At 66.8% G+C, this 25001-nt stretch carries 3 protein-coding genes; all 3 read right to left on the bottom strand.

Features of this window, described 5'->3' with window-relative positions; genetic code table 11:
• Nucleotides 1–23: 23 nt before the first annotated feature.
• A complete protein-coding gene (locus tag NTY77_02380; protein ID MCX5794329.1) occupies nt 24–974 on the bottom strand; it encodes a PorV/PorQ family protein in 951 nt (316 codons plus the stop codon).
• Complete coding sequence (locus tag NTY77_02385; protein ID MCX5794330.1) at nt 971–7924, bottom strand: hypothetical protein; 6954 nt, start codon at nt 7922–7924, stop codon at nt 971–973. The genes NTY77_02380 and NTY77_02385 overlap by 4 nt, the downstream gene beginning before the upstream one ends.
• Nucleotides 7925–9415: 1491 nt before the next feature.
• Nucleotides 9416–24988: a right-handed parallel beta-helix repeat-containing protein gene (locus NTY77_02390; protein ID MCX5794331.1), complete on the bottom strand. Its 15573-nt coding sequence runs from the start codon at nt 24986–24988 to the stop codon at nt 9416–9418.
• Between the last annotated feature and the right edge of the window lie 13 nt (nt 24989–25001).

The raw sequence follows: 25001 nt of genomic DNA on the forward strand, positions 1-25001 counted from the left end.
CATCCCACCGGACCCACCCGCCTTTAGAAGCGGACGATGAGCGAGTAGCGGAAGATGTCGCCCAGGACGCCGAAGGGCTGCCAGGCGAAATCGAAGGTCGCCTTGTAGAAGCTGATGCCGCCGCCCAGGGCGACGCCGTTCAAGCCGTCGTTGTCCTTGCGCAGCGAGGAGTAGCCGCCGCGCAGGGCCCCCGCGATGCCTTCGTTGAAGGCATGGGTGTACTCCGCGCCCAGGCCGAAGAAGACGTCGGTGTCGCGATATTTGGAGGCTTCCAGGTCCAAGGAGAACTTCTTGGGGGACACCCGCCAGGCCCCGGCCAGGGTCATGCCCAAGGGCATGGGGTCGCTGTTGCCGGCGACGTAGCCGCCGGAGCTCTGGCCCATGTTCCTGACCACAGCCGCCACGCTCACGGGCCGGCCGCCGTCCGGGTTGATCTGATAGAGGACGCCCGCGTCGGCGCAGAAGCTGCGCGCGCTGTAGGAATCGATGTTCTGGGCGATGTACTTGCCGGTCAAGCCCACGCTGAGCCTGCGGTCGAAGGCGTGGGCGTAGGTAAGGCCGTAGGCCCCGTCCGAGGCCCTGAAGGTCCCGATGGGCTCGGTCGAATCCGACGTGCGCCGCTCGATGTCCCCCACGGAGAGGTAGTAGACGCCGGCCGCGACCGCATGGCGGGAGTAGCCCGCCTCGCGGCCGAAGGGCACCGCGAAGTCCACCACCTCGTAGCTGATGCCCTGGAAGAGCGCGGTGTGCGCCCCGGCGAGCTGGGTGCTCTTGAGCTGGGTCAGGCCGGCCGGGTTGTAATAGGCGGCGTTGGCGTCGTCGGCGAGAGCCGCGAAGTTGTCGGCCATGGCGCCGGCGCGGGCCCCGGCCCCGAGCTTGAGGAACTGCGCCCCGGCCGTGCCGGCCTGGGTGCTCATGGCCCGAGCCGGCGCCGCCAGCGCCAGGGCCGCCGCCGTCAGCAGGAGTCTCCTCATAGCCCGCTACCCTTGATGATCGCGATCTTGAAGAACTTGCGCTGCTTGCCCCACTGGACTTCACCGATGTAAACGCCCGAGGCCACCACGCGGCCTCCGCTGTTCTTGCAGTCCCAGGGGAAGTAATAGGTTCCGTGGCCCGCCACCTGGCCCTGGTCTATCTTGCGCACCAGTTCGCCGTTGAGGTCATAGATCCGGATGTCCGTCTGTGCCGCATCGCCCACCGGCAGGGAGTAGCGGATCATGGTCCCGCTGAAGTCGGGGATGAGTCCTCCCGGATAAGCTCCCCAATTGAAGCGCGAGTCACCCTGGATGCCGGAATGGACCTTGCAGTCGGAAGGATTGGGGAAGTTGAAGGCGAGGATCTCGGGCGTCTCCACCGTGCCGACAGCGGTGATCGCCGGCGCCCCGTCGAGGACCACGAAGGCGGAGAAGTGGTCCACGCTCACGGTGATGGTCTGGTTGAGCGGATCCAGGCGGCGGTTGGTGGTCTCCGCGACGAACCGTCCCAAGGTCGCGTTGTAGAAGTAGACGTTGACGTTGTCCGGGTTGACCGTGCTGGTCGAGAAGATGGTCAGGTAGGAGAGGGTCAGGTCCGCCCTCTGCTTGAGCTGGTGGCGGATGCCCGCGGGCAGGAAGATGTTATAGAAGGAGGAGATGGGGTTGGCGCCGCCCACCGTGCTCGTGGAATAGGTCAGGGCCCGGTAGGCTCCGATGGCCGCGGCCATCTCGGCCGGATAGGCCGAGAGGTTGGCGAGCGCCTTGACGCCGTCCGGAACGTAGCCCATGGTGCGCAGGGCCAGGGTCTTGGCCTGGTCCTGGCTCTTGCCCTTGCCCAGGCCGACCTCCAAGGTCCGGGTCGCGATCACGACTCCGGTCTCGGTCTCGCCTTTGGCGTCGGACTCCTCGAAGGAACCGGGCGGCAGATCCAGCTTGGCGCGCTCGGAGTTGCCGCTGGCCTCGTCGTCGCCCGTGGGCTCGAGCTCTATGGAACAGCCCTGGATGTTGGTGCACTTGGAGGTCGAATTGGAATCCTGGCCCGTGTAGAAGTCGAAGACCCGGCCGTCCGCGTAGGAGCGGCCCTGGAGCCGGCCCAGCCAGAAGTTGGTGTTGGGGTCGATCATCTCCTGTGCGTAGGCGGAGACGTGCAGGCTGAAGCTGACCTCGTTGGTCACGGCGCGATAGATGACCGTGATGGAGCGCCGGTCGGAGGCCATCTTCTTCTCCTGACCCAGCATCTGCCCGGTCCCGTTGGGAGCCGTGAAGTTCTGGCCCTTGGAGTCGCAGGTCGAGACGGAGACGATGAGGTCGAGGTTGTCATCCGAGTCGAGCTTCTTGCGCAGCCCCTTGTTGCAATCGATCTTGATCTGGAACTGGTTGTTGCCCAAAGACTTCTTCGACGCGGGCACGCAGTCCAGGTCCGGGGAGACGTAGGTCAGATTGAGGCTCTTGGTCGCGGTCGACTCGACCGCGGCGAAGCTCGCCACGGCCGGCTTGCCGTTCGGGTCCAGCGGCTGGATGATGCTGCCGCCCTTGTCCTTGGGCAGGATCATGATGTCGTAGTCGATGCCGGGCTTGAAGCCGGAGATGGAGTAGGAGTTCACGGTCTTGGCCACCGGGTCGAAGTCCACCGAGCCCACCACGTACTCCCGCACGTACTTCTTCGTAGCCGGGTCGACGGTGAACTTGGCCGCGGCGATGCCGCCGACCTCGCTGTCGTTGGGCGCGGTGTTGTCGAACTTCACGATGCTGCCGGAGAGCGACGCGCCCCGCTGGAGCACGATCTGGTTGCCGGGCTGGACGCAGTCCGAGGTCCGGCTGCCGTCCGTGGCGTAGGTCTCGGCGTAGATGCTGCCGCGCAGGCTGGTGCTGCTCAAGACCACCGTGGCCTTGCACACCTTGTAGCCCAGGCTGGCCACGTTCATGGAGTAGTAGGTGGCCGTGGAGAGCCCCGCCACCTCGACGTAGCCCGAGCCGTCGCTCGACTCCGCGATGTCGCCCAGGGGGTCGCTGAGCGGCACGGTCGGGTTGACGTTGTCCGCGCCGTAGGGCTGCAGATTGACCGCGGCGGCCGGATAGCCGCGCTGGTCGCCGAAAGGATAGGAGAGCTGCCCGCCCGCGGCGGAATCGACCACCGTCACCTGCGCGGTCACCCCGGCCACGAGCGGCTGGAGCTGGAAGTCGAGCGGCGCGGTGGAGATGATCACGTTGCGCTTCGTGACCTGCGCGTAGCGCATGCCGTCCGAGGCGAGGTTGCCGTCGCGCGGGGCCACGGTCACGTCGAACTGGCTGGAGATCGCGGTGGCGACCCAGAGCGAATAGCCGCCCTGTCCGTTGGTCATGGTCACCACGTTCATCTGGGTGAAGCCGAACGAGGGCGAGGCGGTCAGCTTGAGCCCGCCCAGAGCCGCGCGCGTGACCGTGGAGAGCACCACGCCCGTCAGGGACTGGCCCTGGCTGAGCTGGATCACCCCGACGTCCATGAGCTGGCCCGGCTGGGGGGTCAGGCCGGAGCGCGTGACCGGAGCGTACATCTGGCTGCCGCCGGCCAGGAAGCTCGGGTCCCAGGTGAGCTGGGCCAGCCGGAGGTCATAGGTGACGCTGGGCAACAGCGGCCCGACCACGAAGGTCCCGTCCGCCTGCACCGGGCGCGCGGCCATGGAGGAGGCGGCCTGCGCGAAGCCGCCCTCCACCCACGGATTGGCCGCGGCCGTGATCTGGAAATTGGGAGCCAGCATGGTCGCGTTGTTGGCGTTGATGAGCTCCCCGGTGTTGGCGTCCTGCATCCGGCCCGTGAGGTAGGCCGCGCGCTGCATCTTGATGGGGTCCAGCGCGAGGTCCGACTGCAGGTCGAACTTGACCGGCCGTCCCACGTACTTGATGGGGTAGATCGTGCCGGCGGCGCTGAGGGTGTAGCCGGTGCCCGGAGGCAGGTTGGCGAAGCCGTAGGCGACCGCATTGGCCAGGATGCCGAGGTTGAGGTCCCCCAGGTACACCGTGGTGGAGCGCACGACCTCCTGCCGCTGGTTGCGGATGGTGACGTCGAAGATGCGCGCGTCCTGCAGCCCGTTGTCGAGCATGATCGAGCCGCTGAGCGAATGGCCGTCGCTCAAGGTCAGCGTCACGCTGGAGACGCTCGCGCGCGCCACGTTGACGATCTGGCCCATGGAGGGCACCAGCACCTCGCAGGTCGCGCAGGCGCGCAGGTCCAGGGTCCTGACGTAGTAGACGCCGGAGGGGACGTTGCTGATGGTCCAGGTCCCGGCGGAGGTCAAGAAGCCCACGCGCGAGGTCGCGGGGCTGAACACCGTGGAGATGGCCACCTTGAACTGGGATATCTCTTGCAGGACCGCGGTCACCCGGGCCGTGGTCGAGGACTTGTCGGTGGGATAGCCCGGCGGAGCGTAATTCGTGGCGTTGGCCACGAGGCTGGGGTTGGTGTTGAACAGGGGGTTGGTGATCTGGTTGTTGATGGACCCGGATATGGAGAACGTCACCAGGGAGAGGTCCATGGACAATGTCGTCGTCGAGCCGTTGACGACGGAGACGCGCTGCTTCTTGGTCTGGCCGGTGGTGCTGTAATAGGCGGTGAGGTCGTCGGTTTCCGTGCCCATCCCGGTCACGGTGAAGCTCGAAGAGATGTCGCCGGCGGCGCAGGGCCACGGGCTGCCGCTGGGCTGGCAGGTGAAGTTGGGCAAGGTATTGGCGACCCCGATGTCGAACTGCCGGCCCACGTCCTCGGGGTGGTTGGCGGAGGCGATGGTCTGCCCCGCGAGGGTCACCTTGTCGAAATCCTTGTCGCCCAACAGGATGGCTCCCTGCAAGGTCCCGGAGGTGGTGGCGAAGGTGAAATTGGCGGTCCCCGGGGCCGCGACCACGGCGGGCTGCGTGCCCTGCAGCTCCAGCCTGGGCCCGCTGTGGCCGTCGACGCTCACGTAAAGCTGGTAGGTCGAGCCCGCGGTGAGGCCGCTGATGGTGCTGGTCGTGGACTCGTCGACGGGGCCGCCGGCCATGTAGAAATCGGTGGCGCCGAAGTCGAGCGAGCCCGGCGACCAGGCGCTGACCCAGACATGCAGGTTGTCTCCCGCGGTGCTGCCTTTGAAGGTGATGGCGGCCTTGACGGAAGAGCCCACGTTGGCCCAGTCGTCGAAGTCCACGTGCGTCACGTCGCTGGAAACGAGGATGGTGATGGGCCCCGAGGAGATGGCGGGCAGGCCGTTGGCGTTGGCGCGCAGGAGGTAGGTCCCGGCGTCGAGGTTGGCGACCAGATAGGTCCCGCTCGACTCTCCCGCGTACAGATACACCCCGCCCCCGCCGCTGGTGGCCGTGGCGGTCGTCAGCGGCACGGCGTTGACCGAGACGAACATGCCGCCCGGGTTGGACAGCACTCGCACCCGGCCCGAGATGGAGCTCTTGCGGGCCAGGGGCGGCAGGGCCGGCGTCGTGCTCGTGCTCAGCGTGATCAGGCCCTGGCTGATGAAGATGGCGGTCGACGAGGTGACGAAGCCCGGCAAAGAGGCCTGCACCGCGTAGGTCCCCTGGGCCAAGGTGAACTTCATGGAGGTGTGGGCGATGAACTTCTGCGCGCTCGCGTCCCACTGCCCGCCGTCGTCTAGGGTGCTCGTGCCGGCCGCCACGCGCAGCGGGGAGTAATAGGTCTGCTCGGCTCCGGCCGCGGCGCCGGAGGAGACGATCTGCAGGCTGCCCCAGGCGTCCGCGGCCTGCGTCGAGTAGCTCACGCTCAGCGACGGCTGCACCAGCAGGACAGCGGCGCGGTTCATGACGATGTCCAGGCCGCCCGCCGCGTTGCTGGAGCCCGCCACAGAGGACGTCAGGGCCGTGACGTTCTCGGCCCGGCCGGCCCTCATGGTCAAAGTCAGGAACCCGTCGAGAAAGTCCGCCCGGGTCAGGAACGCGTTGTAGGACCCGTCCGCAAGCCCCACCAGGAGGTAGCCCCCCGCGGAGTCGCTCAGGGCCGAGCCATTGCCCGCGGACCCGTAGACCTGGACGCGGGCGCCGGCCAGCGGCCGGTTGGGGGTCACTCCCCCGTCGAACAACTGGCCCGAGAGCTGCGGCATGCTCACCCCGATGACCAGCTGGTTGTTGTACACGCCGCCGCCCGCGACCTCGACGAGCCCGTAGTAGGTCCCGGTGGGCGCGCGGGCGCCGCCGTTGAGCCACGGGCTGTAGCGCCCGTCCCAGGCGATCTGGCCCGTGTTGGGCTGGCCGCTGCCCCAGCTCTCCCAGATCGCGGAGGGCGCGGCGCCGGCCGTCAAGGGCACGGAGCTGATGAGCACATGCCAGCTCTGCGCCGGGTCTCCCAGCGTGAAGTTGACGTAGGCCATGGCCGCGCCGCCGCTGAAGGGAGCGATGTTGGCCGTGGTCTGCCCGCGCCCGTAGGAGAACGTGGAGACGGAGACGTCGGTCAAGGCGTTGCCGGGCAGGACCGTCAGGCCGTAGTAGGAGGTCGCGGCCGCGTTCAAGCTGGAGGTCAAGGCGAAGTTCTTGCTTCCGACGGCCGAGGCCCGGACGAAGAAGGCGGCCGAGGACTGCCCGGTGGCGAACTCCAGGGCCAGCGCCGGGGCGAAAGCCGGCCCGGTGGACAGGGTCACCGAGGCGTCCGGGACGAAGGTGCTGGCGGCCACGTCGAACTTCTGGCCGCTGAGCCAGGCGGTGACGGGCTGGGTGGCCGGGGTCTGATTGCCGCAGACATCGCGCGCCACCAAGGTCTGGGTGTCGGAGGGCACGCCGAAGGTGAGCGAGAGGTAGGGGTTGGACGGCTGCAAGGAAGCCGGCCTCCCCGGGCCGGCCTGCAGGGCGGGCGAGCCGGCCACCAGCGGCTGGATCGTGGCCGAAGCGGTCGAGGCGGACACCACCGTGAAGGTCTGCGTCGAAAGCACGCAGGGCACCGGCCCGGCGGTGTAGACGAAGACCACCTGCTGGCCCGCCTTGACCTTGCCGGACAAGACGGTCACGAAGGCGGACACGGGAGTGGTGGAGACGGATGAGAAGCTGGTGGCCGAGGCGGTGCTGCTGAAGGTGATGTACTGGGCCAGCGGGGGCGGGAAGCCGGGCGGCACGCTGAAGCCGATGCGCCCGCTGGGCCGGATGCCGCTGGGCCCGGCCGTGTAGGTGATGGTGGCGCTGAAGACCTGCGCCCCGGCCGCGGCCGTGGAGGGCTGCAGCTCGGCTGAGCCCTCGCCCGCCGCCCCGCCCTCGCTCCAGCCGGGATCCTGTACGGTCAAATCGATGCCCGACACGGTGCCGGAGGAGGGGACGAACACGGCCTCTGCGCCCTGGCCGTGCGGGGCGTAGATGCCCGACGGGTCGGAGGGGTCGAAGACTCCCGTGCCCGCCGCGTCGAGCCAAGCCTTGACATAGTACGGCTGCGGCTGCCCGCCCGGCAGTTGCAGGTCATAGGCGCCCGTGCTCGCCAGGACCTTCACCTTCATGGGCTGGCCCTCGAAGGAAGAGTCGGCCCAGAGTTCCAAGTGGGGCGGGGCCACGGTGGCGGTGGCATAGGAGACCACGCCGGTCACGTGCACCCCGCCTCCGGTCGAGCTCAGGATCGCGAAATCATAGCCGCTCAGGCCCTGGCCCGAGGGCAGGAAGACGGGAGCCGCCGTGGGCGTGGAGCTGTAGGCGCCCCAGTCCTCGCCGGCGTCGCGCCTGCCGTTGTCGTTGACGTCCACGAATGCGCCGAGGTAGTAGGTGGTGCCGCCCGGCAGGCCGCTGAACAAGTAGGGCCCGGACGAGCCCTGCAGGGTGTAGGTCTGCAGCGGGACAGCGTCCGTGATGGTGGAGGTGGAGTACACCGCCACCAGGTCCTTTCCGCCCTGGCTGCCGGAATAGGTGACGGCGCCCGCCAGCGACCCCGGGATGAGCGCGCTGAGGCTCAGCCGCGCCGTGGCCGCGTCGTAGTCGTGGCCGTTGTGGGAAGCCCCGGCCACGACCACGGTGGCGGGGTCCAGGACCGCCAGGTCGACCCCAATGTCGTTGTTGTTGGCCGGCCCCGCGGAAGGTCGCGGATGAGACCAGGTGGAGTTCGGTGTCGTATTTCAGGACCAGGTAGTCCACGCCGCCGGGGCCCATGCCCGAGCCGGCGACATAAAGAGCGCCGTCCGGCCCGGCCTTGATGGCCGCCGAGAAGCCGAGGCCGCTGATCGTGTAGGTGGAGGATTTCCCGCTGTAGGCCAAGGTCGTGCCGTCGAATCTGCGCACCGCCAGCCAGGCGCCGGGGGTGCTCACGTCCACCAGGAAGAGGCTGTTATTGGAATAGGCGGCCATGCCGTCGAATAGCCTGGGCGCGGCCAGGCTGGTCACGTCCGCGGAGGCCAGCGGCGAGACCAAGCCCTGGTCGTAGCGAATGAGCAGCTTGGTCGCGGTCGGATACGTGCTGAGCTGGAGGGTGTAGATGTCGCCCGCTTCGTTCTTGGCGATGAAGCCGGCGCTGCTGTAGGCCTCCTGCTTGCTGGCCACCAGGCTCAAGTTAAGGTCGTACTTGGCCACGTAGTTCTTCTGGCCGGAGTTGCCGCCGTCGAGGTGAGCGTAGAGATAGCCCTGGGACACGGTCAGGGCCGTGGGATAGGGGTCGGTGGGCAGGCCGGAGCTCACGGCCGCGGTCGCGAGGCGCTGCAAGGACGGGCTGAACTTGACCAGGTAGTTCGGAGCGTGCTCCTGCCCCTGCTCATTGGTGTAGAGGTTGCCGCCCTCGTCCAGGGCGAAGGCCTCGCCGCTGCCGACGCCCAGCAAGGCCGCGGTGGCCAGCATCACGCCGGCGGAGTCGTACTTCACGATGCCCGAGAGCATCGGGTAGCCGAGGTTCGGGTCGGGGGTGGAGTGGAAGAGGACGTAGGCGAAGGGCCCGCCCACGGAGCTGGTGTCTACGAGCACGTGGTAGCCCAGCTCGTTCCAGCCCAGGGCGCTGGCGGCCAGCGCCCCGCCGGCGGCCGAGAACTGGCCCGTGAAGCTCAAGCCCGGCGCGCCTCCGTTGAAGGGAGTCAGGCCGAGGTTCACGTTGCTGCGGACCTGCAGGGCCGCGGTGACGGGGATGGTCGCGCCGGTGGCGGCGTAGGGCTCCCCGAAGTCCGCACGGCCGCTATGGTCGAGGTCCATCAGCGCGGCGAGCTGGTAGGGGGCCGGGCTGGTCGCGACCCAGAGGCTGTACGTCCCGGTCGAAGGCCGATCCACCTCGCTGTAGGGGTAGCCCGAGACGCTGGCCGTGGCGGCGAGGAGGACTTCGCCGTCGAGGGACGCTGCGATGGTCCCCTCGATCCGGCCGAAATCGAGGACGTTGATGTTGGCGTTGCTGGCCGTAGCGCCCGCCGCGAGGCGGAGCGGGGCCGACATGAACTTGCCGCCTCCGACGTGCAGGGAGCCATAGGCCCCGCTGGGCATGCCGGCGCCGTGGTCCGCGCAGCTGCCGTCGCCCAGCCAGGCCGTCATGTAGTAGGTGTTAGGCCGGCGAAGCTGAAGGGGCCCTGCGCCGCGAGGGCCTGCGAGCTGTAGGTGACGGATGAGGGATAGATGTCCGGCGACTGCGTGGATATCGCCACGCAGAGCCTGCCCGGCTGGGTGCCCGAGTAGGAGACCGTGCCCTGGATGCCGCCGCCGCCGGAGATCTGGGCCTTCACGGTGTGCCAGGCCCAGTCCGTCCCGTCGAAGTCCCTGCCCGTCAACATCACCGTGGTCGAGCTCACTGCGGCGGCGCCGCCCATATAGGATTGGGCGGAGCCCGCCGGGAAGCCCTGGATCACTCCGCCCAAGGGATTGAGATACGCATCGAAGTGCTGCATGGCATAGTTCGGATCGCCGCCCAAGCCGATCGTCCCGTCCGGCAGGAGCAGCATCCCCCTGGGCAGCAGCGCGGGGGTGGCGGATGCGACGAGGCCCAGGCTGCCGTTGTATTTGGCCAGGTAGCCGGTGGTGCCGCTGGTGTAAGCGGCGTAGACGTTGCCGCTGGCCGGGTCGGCCGTCACGCCGGCGGAGCCTTCCGGAGACAGGCCTGATTGCGGCGGCACGACGGAGGAGATGAACACCGGCAAGGAGCTGAACCTCAGCACCGCCAGGGAATTGGGCTGCTCGTTGGACTCCCCGGGGGCCAGCGCGAGGAACACGTCGCCGCCGCCGCCGAAGCCCATGGCGCCGCCTCCGAGCTGGGAGTGCGAGGAGATGTCCGTGGAGGGGAGGCTCAAGGAGGTCTGGTTCGCGACCGAGAGGTCCAGGGGGTTGAGCTTGTAGAGGTCGAGCAAGAAGGGCGGGCCGAAGGAGTGGGCCGCGTACACGAAGCCGCCGTTGATGCCGACGATCTGACGGAACTCGTGCTCGCCGCCAGGCCCGCTGAAGTCACGGGAGGCCAGCTCTTGCAGGCTCGGGCTGTATTTCTTGACGAAGTACGTGCTGTAGGGCGGGGTGTCCGTCGAGGAATAGCCGGACAGGTAGAGGTTGCCCGAGCCGGGGTCCAAGGCGATGTTGTTGAATTCCCCCCCCCAGGACGCGGAGCCCGACACGGTAGTGGACGAGATCTTGTTGCCCAGCGAGTCGTAGCGCACCAGAACTCCGAGCGAGCGGCCCGTCGACGAGCTGGCGCCGGCCACGTAGACGTCGCCGGTGGCCGTGCTGACCACGACTCCGGCATTGAAGGGGGCGACGGGGATGAAGACCGCGCCGGAGGCATCGCTGAACAGCCCGCTGAAGGTCCCGCCGCCTGCGCCGCTGGCGGTTATATTGAGGCTGACGAGGGCGGCGTTGTTATTGGCTCCGCCGTAGGTGCCGCCCGCCGCGATGACGCTGTCCGGACCCGCCACGGCCAATCCGCCTCCGCCGCTGTCGTGGAAGGTCGCCGTGCCCAGCAGGACGAGGTTCTGGCCGTACTTCAGGACCAGCAGGCTGGGCCCGCCCGTCACCGGGCTGGAATCGGTCGTGACCGCGTACAGGTACCCGTCCGGCCCCGCGCGGAGCCTGGGCTGAGTGGCGCCGACGTTCGTGCGGGTCGACGAGATGCCGGTGTAGTTGAGGCTCGAATCGTACTTCCGGATATAGAGCTGGTTCTCGGCCGCGTTCATGTAGGCCAGGTACACGGAACCGCCCAGCGCGGCCAGCGCCGGATCGAGGGTCGCGAACCCGGTGACCAAGGTGTCGTTGGACGGAGGGACGCCGTTGAAGCTGGGCGAGTACTTCAGCAGATGCCTGTCCGCGCCCGCGTCCTTCTCGTTGCTCGTGGAGACCACCACATAGAGGAATCCCTGCGCATCGACGGTGAGCGCTCCTGCGTAGCCTCCCGGGAGGCCCGTGTAGGTCGCGGTCGACAGAGGGACGAGGTTGGTGTTGTACTTGACCAGCGGCGCGGTCTCCGAGGCGTAAGCGCCGTAGAGATAAGCGCCGTCCGACACCATCTGGTTGCCGCAGACGCTGAGCGGTCTGGAGCTCACGAAGACGAGCTGGGGGCTGAACTTGCTGATCCAGCACTTCTCGCCCGGCTGCAGGTCCTGCCGGTCCCCGACATAGATGTTCCCGGTGCTGTCCATGGCGAACGCATTGTGCTCGGAGCTGTTTCCCGCCAGCGCGACGGAGCTCATGAAGACGCCCGTGTTGCCGTACCTGGCGATATGAGAGTCGTTGGGATGGCTGCCCGTGGGACTCGTGGTGGAGAGGAACAGCATGTGGTAGTAGGTCCCGCCGGACGTTATGGTGTCGATGAGGACCTGCGTGCCGCTGACGTTGAACCCCGGGGCCGAGACCACGGCGCCGCCGGAGAAGATGTTGCCGGTGAAGCTGAAGACAGGGCTGACGCTCCCGCCGCTCAGATCCAGCCGCGCGGTCACCGCGTCGAAATTGCCCACGCTGTTGGAGGAAGCTCCGGTCACGAACACGGTCGATGAGTTCAAGACCGCCAGGCCCAGCGGCGAGTCCATGCCGTTGGCGGGGCCGTTGAAAGTGGCGGAAGACATGAGGTTGAGGGCGGGGTCGAACTTCAAAGCCAGGTAGTTCCCGCCGCCCGCGCCCGAGACCGTCCCGGCCAAGTAGAGGTTGCCGTCCGAGCCCGCGCGGATGGAGACCGCGCCCATGGCGCCGCTGGTGGTGAAGGTGGAAGAGAGCCCGGTATAGGCCAGGTTGGAAGCGGCGAACTGGCGCACCGCCACCCAATCGCCATGGGTGCTCGCGTCCACCGAGTAGATGTTGCCATTGGAATACGCCAATGTCTCAAGCGGGCCGGTGGCGCTGACCAGGCCGCCGACGTTCACGGAGGCCAGGACCGTGGTCAGCCCCGCATCGAATTTGCGCAGCAGCGTGGCAGCGGCGGCGACATGGGCCTGCGTGCTGACGAGCACGTAGATATTGCCCGAGTCATCCCGAACCGGGGCGCCGCAGGGATAGACGTAGTCCGCCGGCTCCTGCAGGCTGGGCCCCAAGCTCAAGGTGGCGAGGTCGTATCTTGCGATGGTCGCGGTGTCGAAGTGCACATAGAGGTAGGCGCCGGAGGCCAGCATGCGCATGGGGTCGTAGGCGATGCCCGGGCTCACCGACAACTGGCGCTGCAAGGACGGATTGAATTTGGTGATGGTCCAGGGGCCGTGATCGGCGCCTTCGTTCACGTAGAGATTGCCGCTGTCGTCCAGGGTGAAGCCGTCGCCGGCGGAGCTGGCCTGCGGCGTGAGCGCGGCCGAGGCCAGCTTCACCCCGAAGACGTCGTACTTGACGATGCCTGACACCCAGGGGGGTGCGGCCTTGGAGGCCGTGGTCGACAAGAACGCCACGTAGGTGTAAGGCCCGCCCACGGAATGAGTGTCCACGGCCACGTGGAAGCCCCAGACGTTCTGCTGCGGCGTCGCCGAGATGTTCGCACCGCCCGCGGCCGAGAAATCTCCCGAGAAGGCGAACTGCATCCCTCCGCCCCAGTTCACTTCCTCGCCGGGTAAGACGGAGGCCGAGCCCGCGTTGAACTGGTAGGGCGCGGTGGAGTAGCCCACCGCCAGCCACGCGACGTCGGCCGGGGTCAGGGCCAGGCTGTTGCCCTCCTCCACCCCGCTGACCGTGTCGGCGGATTGCAGCGCGCCGGCCGCGCCGTATTTCCAGGCCGCCAGGGTCCTTTGCGGCGCGGCGTCAGCCTGCTGGGAGCCCGCGATCAACAGATTTCCCGAGGAGTCCGATCTCATCGCGTTGGGGATGAAGCTGTAGCCCGAGCCGGTCCAGCCCTTGGCCAGGACGGTGCTCCCGGAGAGGTCGTACTGCGAGAAGGCCATGTCGAAACGGCCCTGAGCGTTGAGCTTGGAGGCGGCGGTGTAGATGAAGGAACTCGTCAAGGCCGTGGCCGCGTTGCCGTAATTACCGAACTCTTGGAGATAGCCCTGCTGGGTGAAGGGGCCCGCGACCAGGCTGGCCCCGGCCGGCGCGAACTTCCAGAGCGCCAAGTCCACTTTGTTGGACCCGGGGCTGGCCGGGTTCGAGGAGAAGCCCACCACCCAGATGGCCGTCGGGCTGACCTGGATGCCGAGGCCCGCGTCCGAGCCGCCGGAGTAGCGGCTGTAGGAGGTGGTCAGGGTGATGAGGCCGCCGGCGTACTTCCAAAGGCCGAGCTTGGCTCCCGCGTAGGTGACGAAGTCCGGCCCCTTCAGGCCGGTCATCCAGATGTTGCCAGAGGAGTCCTGGGTGCTGGCCTCGACCTCGGATTGGTCGGCTTCCGCTGTGGTGGTAGAATAGGACAACACGAGGTCGCCTGAGGCAGCCACCTTGTATACGGCCCCCGCGGACTTCCCGTTGGTGCTCGTCCCGCTGGCCGTGCCCACCGCGTAGGCGTTGTGGGAGGAGTCGAACTGGATGCCCCAGCCGCCCTTGCTTGCGGCGTCAGGCAGCGAGGTCGAGGACAGGAACACGCCTCCCGAGCTGAACTTCGCGAGCTGCCAAAGTCCGTTGAGCTTGGCGACCTCCCACACGTTGCCGGCCCAGTCCACGGCCACGGCCGCGCCCCAGGTGCCGCTCCCGCCGCCCGAGACGTTCGCGCTGCTCAGGAAGAGGCCGTAGACGTCGTTGTTGCTCACGTTGTCGGTCGAGCCGGGCTCCTGCCGGTCGATCACGGCGAGGTACTTGCCGGAGCCGAACGCCGCCCCCCCGATGTACGGCCCCTTGCCGCTGACCGGGGCCGCGATCTCCTCGGCAGCACTCAGCGCGTTGCCGCTGGAGTCGAAGAAGCGCTGGTACGCCTTCGCGTTCGCGGTCCCGGCCGCGGTGCTCCAACCCACCCCGTACTTGGAGCCGTCCCAAAGGGCGCCCGCCCCGCCGGCATCGGTGATCGTGATCGCGCGAGGACCGACCGCTCCGGCCGCGCTGACGAAGCGCCCGTAGGTGTTCCACCGGCCGCTGCCGTAGCCGCCGTCCTCGTTGGGGAAGAGGACCAGGAAGTTCGTCCCGTCGTAGGTGACCGAGCCCGGGTCGTCGCTCGGGACGTCATCCGAGTCGATCGTCATGCGCGCGCCCAGGCTGCCGTCGGGGTTGATGAATTGCCCGAAGACATCCTCGCCGTGGCCCGAAGCCAGACGCCGGCCGTCGTTCCAGGTCACCAGATACTTGCCGCCGCCGTAAGCGACCCTGGGGTCCTTCTGGTTGTAAGGGCCCGAGCTGATCATGATCTCCCCGCCGACGAGCGTGCCGCCGGGAGCGACCCTCTGGCCGTAGATATCCATGTCGCCGGTGCGGCTGTCCACCCAGACGTAGAGGTAATTCGTGCCGTCGAAAGCGATCACGCCGTCGTTGGTCGTGGAGATGGAAATGGTGAACATCGAGCCCGTCGAGCCGTCCGAATTGACGACCATTCCCCTGGCGTTGTAGTTGCAGTTGCCGCCCGTGTTCCAAATCGTGAGGAAATTCGTGCCGTTGCTTCCAACGACCGGGGACCCTCCCCCGCAGGCGTCGGCTGAGGAAACCAAGAGCTCCGCCCCGTAGAGCGAACCGTCCGGGTTCATGAGCCGGGCGTGCATGCCGTAACCGGACAAGTCGACAGGGTGCGCCCCTTGCTTGACCTGCCAGGCGGTCAGGAACTTCCCGCCGCCGTAGGCCACGCTGACGTCCAGCTCGTTGTCGTCGGTCTCCGTGATGACGAATTCGTTGGGCCCTCTGGCGTGGACGAGCGGCGTGCCCAGGATCATCTTCTCGACCACGGCGTCGTAATCGGTGCCGTTGAAGGACGTGGCCGCGACGAAGACCTGCGTGGAGCTGAGCACCGCCAGCCCCATGGCCAACTCCTGGGTGCCGGCCGCGAACGTGGCCGAGGAGACCTGGGTCAGGCTGTTCGGATCGAGCTTGAAGACCGCGGCCTTCCCCGCGTCCGCGCCGGAGCCGACGCCAGAAACGTAGACGTAGCCGTCCGGGCCGGCCTGGATCTGGCAGCCCAGGGCCAGCATCGGCCCCACGACCTGGCGGGTCGAGGATACCCCGGTGTAATTCAGGCTCGCGTCGAACTTGCGCACATAGACATAGGTGCTGGCAGCCACCAGCCGAGCCTCAGCGGCGTAGACGGCGTCGTTGGTCGCCGCGAGCTCGACCTCCTCGTTGAAGAGGGAGGTGACGGTGGCCTCGATGGGGCTGGCCAGGCTGGAATCGAGCTTGAAGATCTTCTTGTTGGCTCCAGCGGAGAAGCTGTCCGCGGTGACCGCGTACACCCGGCTGCGGTCCGGAGTCACGGCCACGCCGGCGTTGGCCGCGTGGTAACCGGAGGGCATGGTGGCCGTGGCCACCGCGACCAGATTCACGCCGTACTTGATGAGCTTCGAGACCGCCAGGTCTCTCCCGTTGACGTTGGCGTAGATGAAGTCCCCGTCCGAGGCCAGGCGCATGATGTCCAGGATGTCCCCGGCCGGGTCAACGTCCGCGCTCTGGACCAGGTTCAGGCCGGAGTCGTACTTGACCAGCCGGCCCAGGCCCCCGCCGACCACGTCGGAGACTCCCGCGTACACGCTGCCGTGGCGGTCCACGGCCAAGCCTTGGGCGTAGGTGGTGCTGATGAGGACATTGGCGAGCATGCTGCCGGTCTGCGCCTGGTACTTGACCAGGTAGTGGTCCTGCGGCGAGCTGTAGATGCCGGCCGAGGTGGACATGAACATCTCATAAAGGAAAGGCCCGCCCACCGTGACGGTGTCTATCGCCAGCCAGGCGCCGTACTCGTTCTTGCCGGCGTAGCTCGCCGCCCGCAATGCGTCGGGGAAGGCGCCGGTGAAGTCTATGGCGCCTCCCACCAGCGCGCCGCCGAAGGAATCGAACCGGATGAGCCGCGCCTTGAAGGTCTCCAAGGGCGCGCCCGCGTCGCCCGCGCCGCAGGCCATGTACGCATGGCCCGCCTCGTCCAGGGCGATGCGGCCGGCCTCGTCAGCGCCCGCCGCCACGTAGTCCTTGGTTGACTGGAAGACCAGGTTCGAGTCGAACTTGACGATCACCTCGTCGTCGCCGGTGGCGGCGTTGTAGGCGGCGCCGCTGGCGTACACGTCTCCGGCCGGGCTGAACGCGACGCCCGCGCCGTAGATATTGGAGGAGTAGGTGGCCGTGGTGATCTGGCTGAGGTTGTAATCGTACTTGATCGCGAGCAGGCTGTCGGAGTGGCCGTTGGTCCCCACCACGTACGCGTCGCCGTTGGCCTTGTTGACCGCCACGCTCATCATGTAGTGGGCCGGGTCGTAGCCCGGATTGCCCGTGGTGTAGACGCTGGAGAGGATCGGGCTCGGGCTCAGGTTGTTGTCCCACTTGACCGTCAGGTAGCGGGTGGTCCCCCCCTGCAGGCTCACGCCCGTGACGTAGACGTAGCCCTGGCCGCAGGTATCGACGTCAGCGGGCATGTCGTTGTTGGTGCCGTCAGCGAAGTCCGCTGAGGTGACATAGTTGAGGTCCTTGTCGTACTTCACGACCCTGTACTTCTTGGAAACGGCCTGGAACCAGCCGGTCACGAACACATTGCCGTGGATGTCGAGGGTGATGGCCTTGTTGCTGTAATTGCCGGCCGCGGTGTAGAGCGACGAGGAGATGAAGACCAGGTCCTTGTCGAAGCGATCGATGGCCCAGCCCACGGGCGAGGGCTGCTGGACCGTCAGATAGACCCCGTTGGGATTGACCGCCACGTCCATCCCCCAGCCGCTGCCCAAGGCCGCGGAGGAGAGCAGTATCCCCTCGAAGCTGTACTTGGCGAGGATGGCCTGCGGCACGACGCCCTGGGAGGACTCGATGATCTCGTAGATGTACGGCCCGCCCACGGTGAAGGTGTCCACGGCCACGCCGTTGCCGTAGTCGAAATCGTCGTTGTCGTAAGTGGCGCCGCCGGCCGTGCCGAAGCTCCCGGCGAAGGTCCCCACGCCGGTGGCGCGGCCGGGCAGGTTCGGCCCGGAGCTGAACAGGTAGGGCCCGCCGCTGTCCGCCAGCCACACGCCGTTGCTGGAGTCGATGGCCAGGTCATTGGCGCTGGCATGACCGGAGGCCTGCTCGGCCCGCAGGAGATTGCCGTTTTGGTCGTATTTCCAGACCGCCGCGATGTTCCCCGAGACATCGGCCCAGCCCCCGACCCAGACGTTGCCCGCGGAGTCGAACCCCAAGCCGTTGGGGTTCTCGTCTGAGCCGGGGATGGTCCAGCCCGTCACCACCTGCGTGACGCCGGCCAGCGAGTACTTCAGGAAAGCGGAGTCCATCCGGCCCTGGCTGTTGAGCCGGCTGGCGGCCACGTAGATGCCGTTGCCGTTGACCCCGAGGTGCGCGGCAACGTTCCGGTCATCGGCGGTCTTCAAGTAGCCGTGCTGGAGGAACGGCCCGGCCTGGAGGCTGGTGCCCGCGCCGTCGTACCTCCAGAGCGCCAAGTCCAGCCGGTTGGCCCCGGACGTAGCCGGATTCGATGAGTAGCCCATGGTCCAAAGGTCGCCGCTCATAGCGAACCTGACGTCGAAGAACGCGTCGAAATTGCCGGAGCCGGAGTAGGAGGCGGTCCGGGAGATGACGCCGGTGGCCGACACGTACTTCCAAAGGGCGGCGACCGAAGCCGAACCGGTCGCATAAGTGCCCGCCATGATGATGTTGCCGCCCGCGTCCACGGTGCTGCCCACCACCATGTCGTCGAGCCCGAAGCCGTCGTCGAAGGTCCGGCTGGAGAGCAGGATGGTCCCGGCCGCGGCGACCTTATAGACCGCCACATCCCGGCCCAAGGTCAGCGGGCCCGAGGCGACGCCCACCGCGTAAGCGTTGCCTGCGGCGTCGAACTGCACGCTCCAGCCGCCTTTATCCGTGGCATCGGGCAAAGAGGTTGAGGACAGGAACACGCCGGCTGAGCTGTACTTATCCAGCGAGCCGGATGTGGAATTCGCCCTCACCATCCAGATGTTGCCGGAGGCGTCTATCCCGAGGGCCTCGCCGTATGTCCCCTGGCTGCTGCATGCAGTAAACGGGGGATTGCTCTCCGTGCCCGCGAAGCTGGTCTCCCGCGTGGCCACGTTCATCATGCCGGTGCAGGCGTCGGTGGATCCCGCGATGGCCCAGGAGGTGTTGCAGATGTCCATGATGTACGTGGTGCCGGGCTGCAGGGGCAGGCCGTTGATCTCGGAGATGACGAGCGACGTGCCGGTCGTGTTGAAGTTGTCCTGGAACGTGCCGCTTCCCACCCACATGCAGCTTGAGCCCGGGTCGGTCCCGATGGCGACGCCGTAGAGCGTCCCCGGCGGGTTTCCGTTGGCGTGCCAGCTGACGGTGATGGTGCCGCTGCTGCGCTGGCTCGCGATGAAATCCGCCGGCAGGGAATACGCCGGGCCGCTGGTCGCTGTGGAGCCCAACACGAACCAGGAGTAGTCCGTGACGCCCAGGCTGTTGTAGGCCTGCACGCGGAAATAATGCGACGTGCCGGCGGAGAGCCCGCTCAGCGTGGCCGAGACGTTCCCGGTGAAGGAGGAGGCGAGCACGGGGACGAAGCCCGGCTTGGTCGAGGCCTGGACCAGGTAGCTCGCGCCCGCGCCGTTGAACCCGCCCGAATAGGTGCCTGAGGACCAGTTGACCGTGATGTCGGCGGCATTGACCGCGCTGAAAAGCGGCGTGCCGGCCAGCGGCGAGCTCGCCGCGGCCAAGGTATAGGTGGAGACGCCAAGCGATTCTCCGGTCTCGACGCCGGAACTGTCACGGGCCTTGGCCTTGAAGGTGTAGAGGGTGTTGGGGGTCAGGCCGGCGAACTTGGCGAAGACGCCGGGGTCGTAGGATTCGTTGGTGGCCACGCGCAGATTGCCATTGTCAGACTGCTCGCCTCCGACCACGTAGAGCCGTCCATCTATGGCGGCGGCGCCGTAGTTGGCGCGGCCAGTGGGGATCACGGCCCGGACCGTCCATTGGTCGGTGGCAGGATCGTACTCGAGCGTCGAGGGCTTCGGGCTTATGACCTGCCCGTTCGCATTGCCCCCTGCCACCACAATCTTCCCGCCTATCACCACGGCGAAGAATGCAGCGCGCGTCGCCGGCAGCGGCGCCTTGGTCGTCCATGCATCCACGGCGGGATCGTACTCCTCGTTCTGCGACTGGCCCGCGCCGCCGCCGGAGCCGCCGACGGCGTAGAGCTTCCCCCGCAGGGCCGCCAGCCCAAGAATGAAGCGCGTCGTGGGCATCGGGGCCCGGGCCGACCAACCGTCCGAAGCGGGATCGTAGGCCAGATTTTCGTTCGTTTGTATCCCGGCTCCGACTTCTCCGCCCGCAAAGTATATCTTGCCGCCCAACACCGCCGCTCCAGGGTATCCTCGCTCCGTGGGCATGGCACTTCGCGTGGCCCAAGCGTTGGCGACGGGGTCGTAGGCTTCATTGACCGCGAGTCGCCCCCCGCCGTTGGCGCCGCCCGCGACGTAGATCACTCCGCCAAAGACCGCGGCGGCAGCCTGGCCGCGGGCCGTGGGCATCGCCGCGCGCGTCGCCCAGGCGTTGGCCACGGGGTCGAACTCCTCATTCTGCGAGAACCTGTTCCCTGAAAAGTCCCGGCCTCCGACCTCGTAGAGCCGGCCTCCAACCGCGGCCGCGGCCAACTCGCTCCGCGCCGTCGGCATGCTCGTCTTGCTCGTCCACGCATCGCCGCCCGTGTGCCAGCCGGCATAGCCCGGACCGGGAGTGATGGAGACGTCGGTCCCGGCCGTGCCGCCGCCCAACCCCGTAAAAGCCGGACTAGGAGCATAGGCCGAGGCCGTGATCGCGGATGTGGATATCTCGTCGAAGTACACGCTGGTCGGCGTCTCTATGGCGGGGGTCAAGGTGGAACCCAGCACGAACCAGGAGAAGTTGCTGACACCCAGGCTGTTGTAGGCCTGCACGCGGAAATAATGCGACGTGCCGGCGGAGAGCCCGGTCAGCGTGGCGGAGATGTTCCGAGTGAAGGAGGATGCGATTACGGGGACGAAGCCCGGCATGGTCGAGGCCTGGACCAGGTAGCTCGCGCCCGCGCCGTTGAACCCGCCCGAATAGGTGCCTGAGGACCAGTTGACCGTGATGTCGGCGGCGTTGACCGCGCTGAAAAGCGGCGTGCCGGCCAGCGGCGAGCTCGCCGCGGCCAGGGTGTAGGTGGAGACGCCAAGCGATTCTCCGGTCTCGACGCCGGAACTGTCGCGCGCCTTGGCTTTAAAGCTGTAAAGGGTGTTTGGGGTCAGGCCCGCAAAGACCCTCCCCACGCCGGGATCGTAGGCTTCGTTGACCGTCTGCGCGCTCCCTGCATTGCCTCCGACCGCATAGACCCTGCCGCCCAGGGCAGCCACATTCGCCCCATAGCGCGCCGTAGGCATGGGGGCACGGGTCGCCCAAGCGTTCACCTGCGGGTCGTATTCTTCGTTCACCGCGGTGTTCCCCGTCGCCGAGCCTCCCACGGCGAAGATCTTTCCTCCCAGCGCTGCGGCATTGAAGATGTACCGAGCCGTCGGCATGCTGGCTTTGGTCGACCAGACATCGGTCGCGGGATCGTAGGCCTGGACCGTATCCAGAGTCCCGCTGCCGGGGGTGCCCCCGAGGACGTAGAATAGATCGTTGACCACGGCTCCAGCCAAGGCTTCTCTGGCCGTAGGCATGGGGCTCTTGGTAGCCCAAGCGTCGGCGGCGGGATCGTACGCTTCCAGCGTAGCGACTCTGGTCTGAGACGGGAAGATCCGGCCTCCGGCGGCATAGAGCTTGCCGTTGATCGCTGCGACCGCCATGCCGTTACGCGCTGTCAGCATGGGTTTTTTGGCCGTCCAGGCGTCGGCCGCCGCGTCGTATGCTTCCAACTTGTCGGTCCAGTTGGCGCAGTCGGCGTTGATGCACCCTCCGACAATATAGAGCGTCCCGCCTAACACCGCCCCCTCAGCCGACTGCCCGGTCGGGATAGGAGTCTTGGTGGTCCAGCTGTTGCTTGCCGGGTCGTAAACTTCCGTCACCACAGCGCTGCCGGACCAGCCTACGCCGTATAGTTTGCCGCCGATCACGCCAGCCGTCTCGCCTGTCGCAGTCGGCCTGGCCGCCATAGTGGACCATGAATTGCCGTTGGTGTGCCAGCCCGCGTAGCCCGGGCCGGGGGTCATGGAAACGTTGGTTCCCGCCGTGCCGCCGCCCAGGCCCGTGAATGCCGGCGTGGGCGCATAGGCCGAGGCCGTGATCGCGGAAGTGGATATCTCGTCGAAATACACGCTGGTCGGCGTCTCGATGGCCGCCGCGTGCCAGTGCACGTAGCCGGCGGTGTCGTCGGCGTAAGTGGCGCCGGCCTTGGTCCCCGTGGAGCCGTACATGGAGATGCTGGAGCCTGAGGGGAGGGAGCCGGTCCTGATGTTGTATTGGATGTTGGCGTCCGCGAAGTTGATGGCGGTGAAGGTGGCGACGAACGGATTGCTCCAAGACCCCGAGAAGTCGATGGCCGTGGAACCCGACGGCATGGACAGGAAGGTCATGGAATCTATGGCAAAGGCCGCCGTCGGCCCGTTGGCGACCTCAAGCCCGTACGACGAGTTCTGGATCACGTTGGAGGAAAGGCTGACCTGGCCGGTGTTGGCGTTCTCGATGTATATCGCGTAGCCCGAGGGTCCTCCGCTCACTGTGTTGCCCGCCATGATGAGGTCCGAGTTCCCATATTTCATGTCCAAGCCGCTGCCCGTGCCCACCAAGGTGCTGGAGCTGACCTTGGTGCGGATGGACCCGGCGGCGATGTCCACACCGTCGACGGCCTGGATGTAGGAGGAAATGATGCTGCTGCTCGAGGCGGTGTTGAGATAGACCCCCGCGGAACTCGTCCCAGCCGAGCAAGTGACGGTGCTTTGGATTATGCTGGTATTCCCGGAATAGGACAAGAAGGCGGCGCTGTCGGCGCTGGCAGCCGTGTTGGAGACGAGGCACTGCCGAATGGTCTCGGACTGGCCGTCGTATATCTCCAGCGCGTTGGGGCCGTTGGCGCTGATGGTGGAGAATTCGACGACGTCGGTGGAGCCGCTTTCTAGCCTGGCGCCCACGCCCGATAAGTTGGAGATGTAGCAATGGGAGATGGTGTTCGAGGAGGTCTGGTAGAGATAGAGCCCATAATTTGAGGCGTTGCCGGCTTGGGCCGTGCTATAGCTCACGGTGTTGCCCACGCTCGAAATGGATATGGCATGCGAGGACAGCGTCGTGACGCTCGACCCGGTCAAGGTGTCCCAGCCGGCCAGAGCGATCCCGGCCGTGTCGAGGTTCGCACCGCCGTCCACATTGACGCTGGAGATGGTCACGAACGCGGAAGAGGCCTGCACCCCGTACGACATGGGGTTGGTGGCCACGACGTTGATGCCCTGGAGCGTCACGCTGTCGTTGAGGATCGCGAAGCCGGCTTTCGACGAGGGCGGCGGGCTGACCACGGGCGCGGAGCTGACGAAGCTGGGGTCGGCCATGAGCTTGAGCCGGTAGCTGGGGTCCGTGAAGGTGAAGCCTTGCACGGTGACCTGCTCCGCGTAGGTGGCCGTGTCGCGGATGACCACGCAGGCAGTCGTGTCGAGGCTTCTCGGCAGATGGTCCAGCGCCGACTGGATCGTCGCATAGTCCCCGCCGGTCTTGGCGACGTTGAAGCCGGCCCCGCAGCCGCCCGGCAGTCCGGCGCCGACATAGCCGGGCCAATAGACATGGCCGCTCGGGTCATTCGCATAACGGGGCCCAGTCCGCGAGCCCGCGGCGTCGGCCATGATGATGGCTGAGTCCGAGGAGAGAGCGCCCGCGTTGACGTTGACCGAGATGTTGGGATCCAGGAAGGCCACATTGGAGAACGTGGAGACGAACTGCCCGCTCAGGAAATTGATGGCCGTGGCGCCGGGGGCCAGGCTTGAAAAGGTCATGCTGGCGATGGAGAGGCCGGTGAAGACGCCGCCGGTCCCCTGGGTGGAGATGTCGAGGCCATGGTAGGGACCGGAGGCAGGTCCGGTGATGACGTTGGAAGACAGCGTGATCGCGCCGGCGTTGCCCTGGTCCAGGAAGATGGCCGCGCCGCCGGGACCGCCCCTGATGGTGTTGGAGGACAGGAAGAGGTTGATGTTGCCTGAAGAGTCCAACTGCAGGCCCACGCCCCCGGTCTGGGTCGAGACGATCATATTGGACTTGAGGACGGTGCCATTGGAGACGTTGCCGAGAAAGACGCCGGTGGAGCCCTGGATGTAGGTGTTGGAGATGGTGTTCGAGGAGCACTGGCTGAACCAAAGCGCGGCGGAGCCCGGGGAGCTGCCGCCGCCGGTGATGGTGGAGAGGGTGATGGTGTTGTATTTGGAGCCATAGCCGTAGAGGCCTTGGCCCAGCGGGTTGGAGATGAAGGAACTGGAGATGGTGTTCGAGGAAGCCATCGAAAACTCGACCGCGGGCTTGCCGAAGGTGCTGGCGGTGGTGATGGTGGAGAGGGTGATGGTGTTGTTGCTGGCGCCGCTCAGAAAGGCGCCGTCGGCCGAGGGATTGAATATGAAGGAGTTGCTGACCGTGTTGCTGGAGGAGCCGGAGATGCTCAGACCCCAGGTCGTGCTGCCGGTGCCGTTGGCGGCCATGGTGCTGTAGCTGATCAGGTTCCCGTTGGAGTCGTTGTTGATGGAAACCCCATTGATGAAAGACTGGGTCACGACATTGGAAGAGGCGCCGTTCAGGAACAACCTTGAGCTCAGGCTGCCGGGGCCCATGAATGCGGTGTAGCTGATCTTGGTGGCGTTGGCGTTGGCGTCCAGTCGGCCGCCGGGGCCTCCGCCGTCGTTGTAAATGTAGTTGTAGGAGATCGTGTTGCCGGAAGAGGACGCGATGTAAAGAGAAGGCGCGCCACCGCTGTTGGTGGTGATGGTGGAGTACGTGATGCTGTTCTGGCTGGAGTCGTTGACAAGATAAGCGCCATTGCCTTGCGGGTTCGAGATGAAGGAACCGGAAATGGTGTTCGAGGAGGCGTTGTTGAGATAGAGAGCGGAGAAGGCCGTGCTGTTGGCCTGGATCGCGCAGGACGACACTACGGTCAGGGCCGAGCCCGCAAGGTAGAGGCCGTAGGCGTTCTGCACCGATATCGTGGAGGCCAGGACCTGCTTGCCGCCCGAAAGGCTCACGCCTGCGTACCCGATCATGCCGCCAAAGTCCGTCAGGTTGAGGCTGGAGATATCCACGCTCGGAGAAGAGGCCAAGATGCCGTAGGTCACCGCATTGGTGGAGACGATGTCAAAGCCGAAGATGGACACGGACGCGACCTTGATCACGAACGCGGCCGTGGAGAAGGCCGGCGGATTGATGGGCGTGTGGGTGCTGGGGTTGACCGAGGAGATGCCGGGGTCCAATTGGATGAAGAGCCGGTGATTGTTGGTGTTGAGGCCGATGACCGTCACCTGCTCGCTGTGGGGAGAGGTGTCCACGTTGATGCAGAAGTTGGCGGGCAGGACCGGAGGCAGCGTGTTGACGGCGGCCTGTATGGTCGTATAGGACGACGGCTTGACGGTGTAGGTGTAGCCCGGGCAGACGACGGACCACGCCTGGGGGGCGAGCAGAAAGAGCCCTCCCAGGGCCAATAACGCGGCGAGTCTCGGCGTTCTTCTCGGCGTCACTGCTTCCTACGGG

It is taken from the genome of Elusimicrobiota bacterium (assembly GCA_026388095.1).
Taxonomy (GTDB): domain Bacteria; phylum Elusimicrobiota; class Elusimicrobia; order UBA1565; family UBA9628; genus UBA9628.

Bases quoted from the DNA above. Each gene is read 5' to 3' on its own strand.
- NTY77_02380 (MCX5794329.1), bottom strand. From the start codon at position 974: ATGAGGAGACTCCTGCTGACGGCGGCGGCCCTGGCGCTGGCGGCGCCG.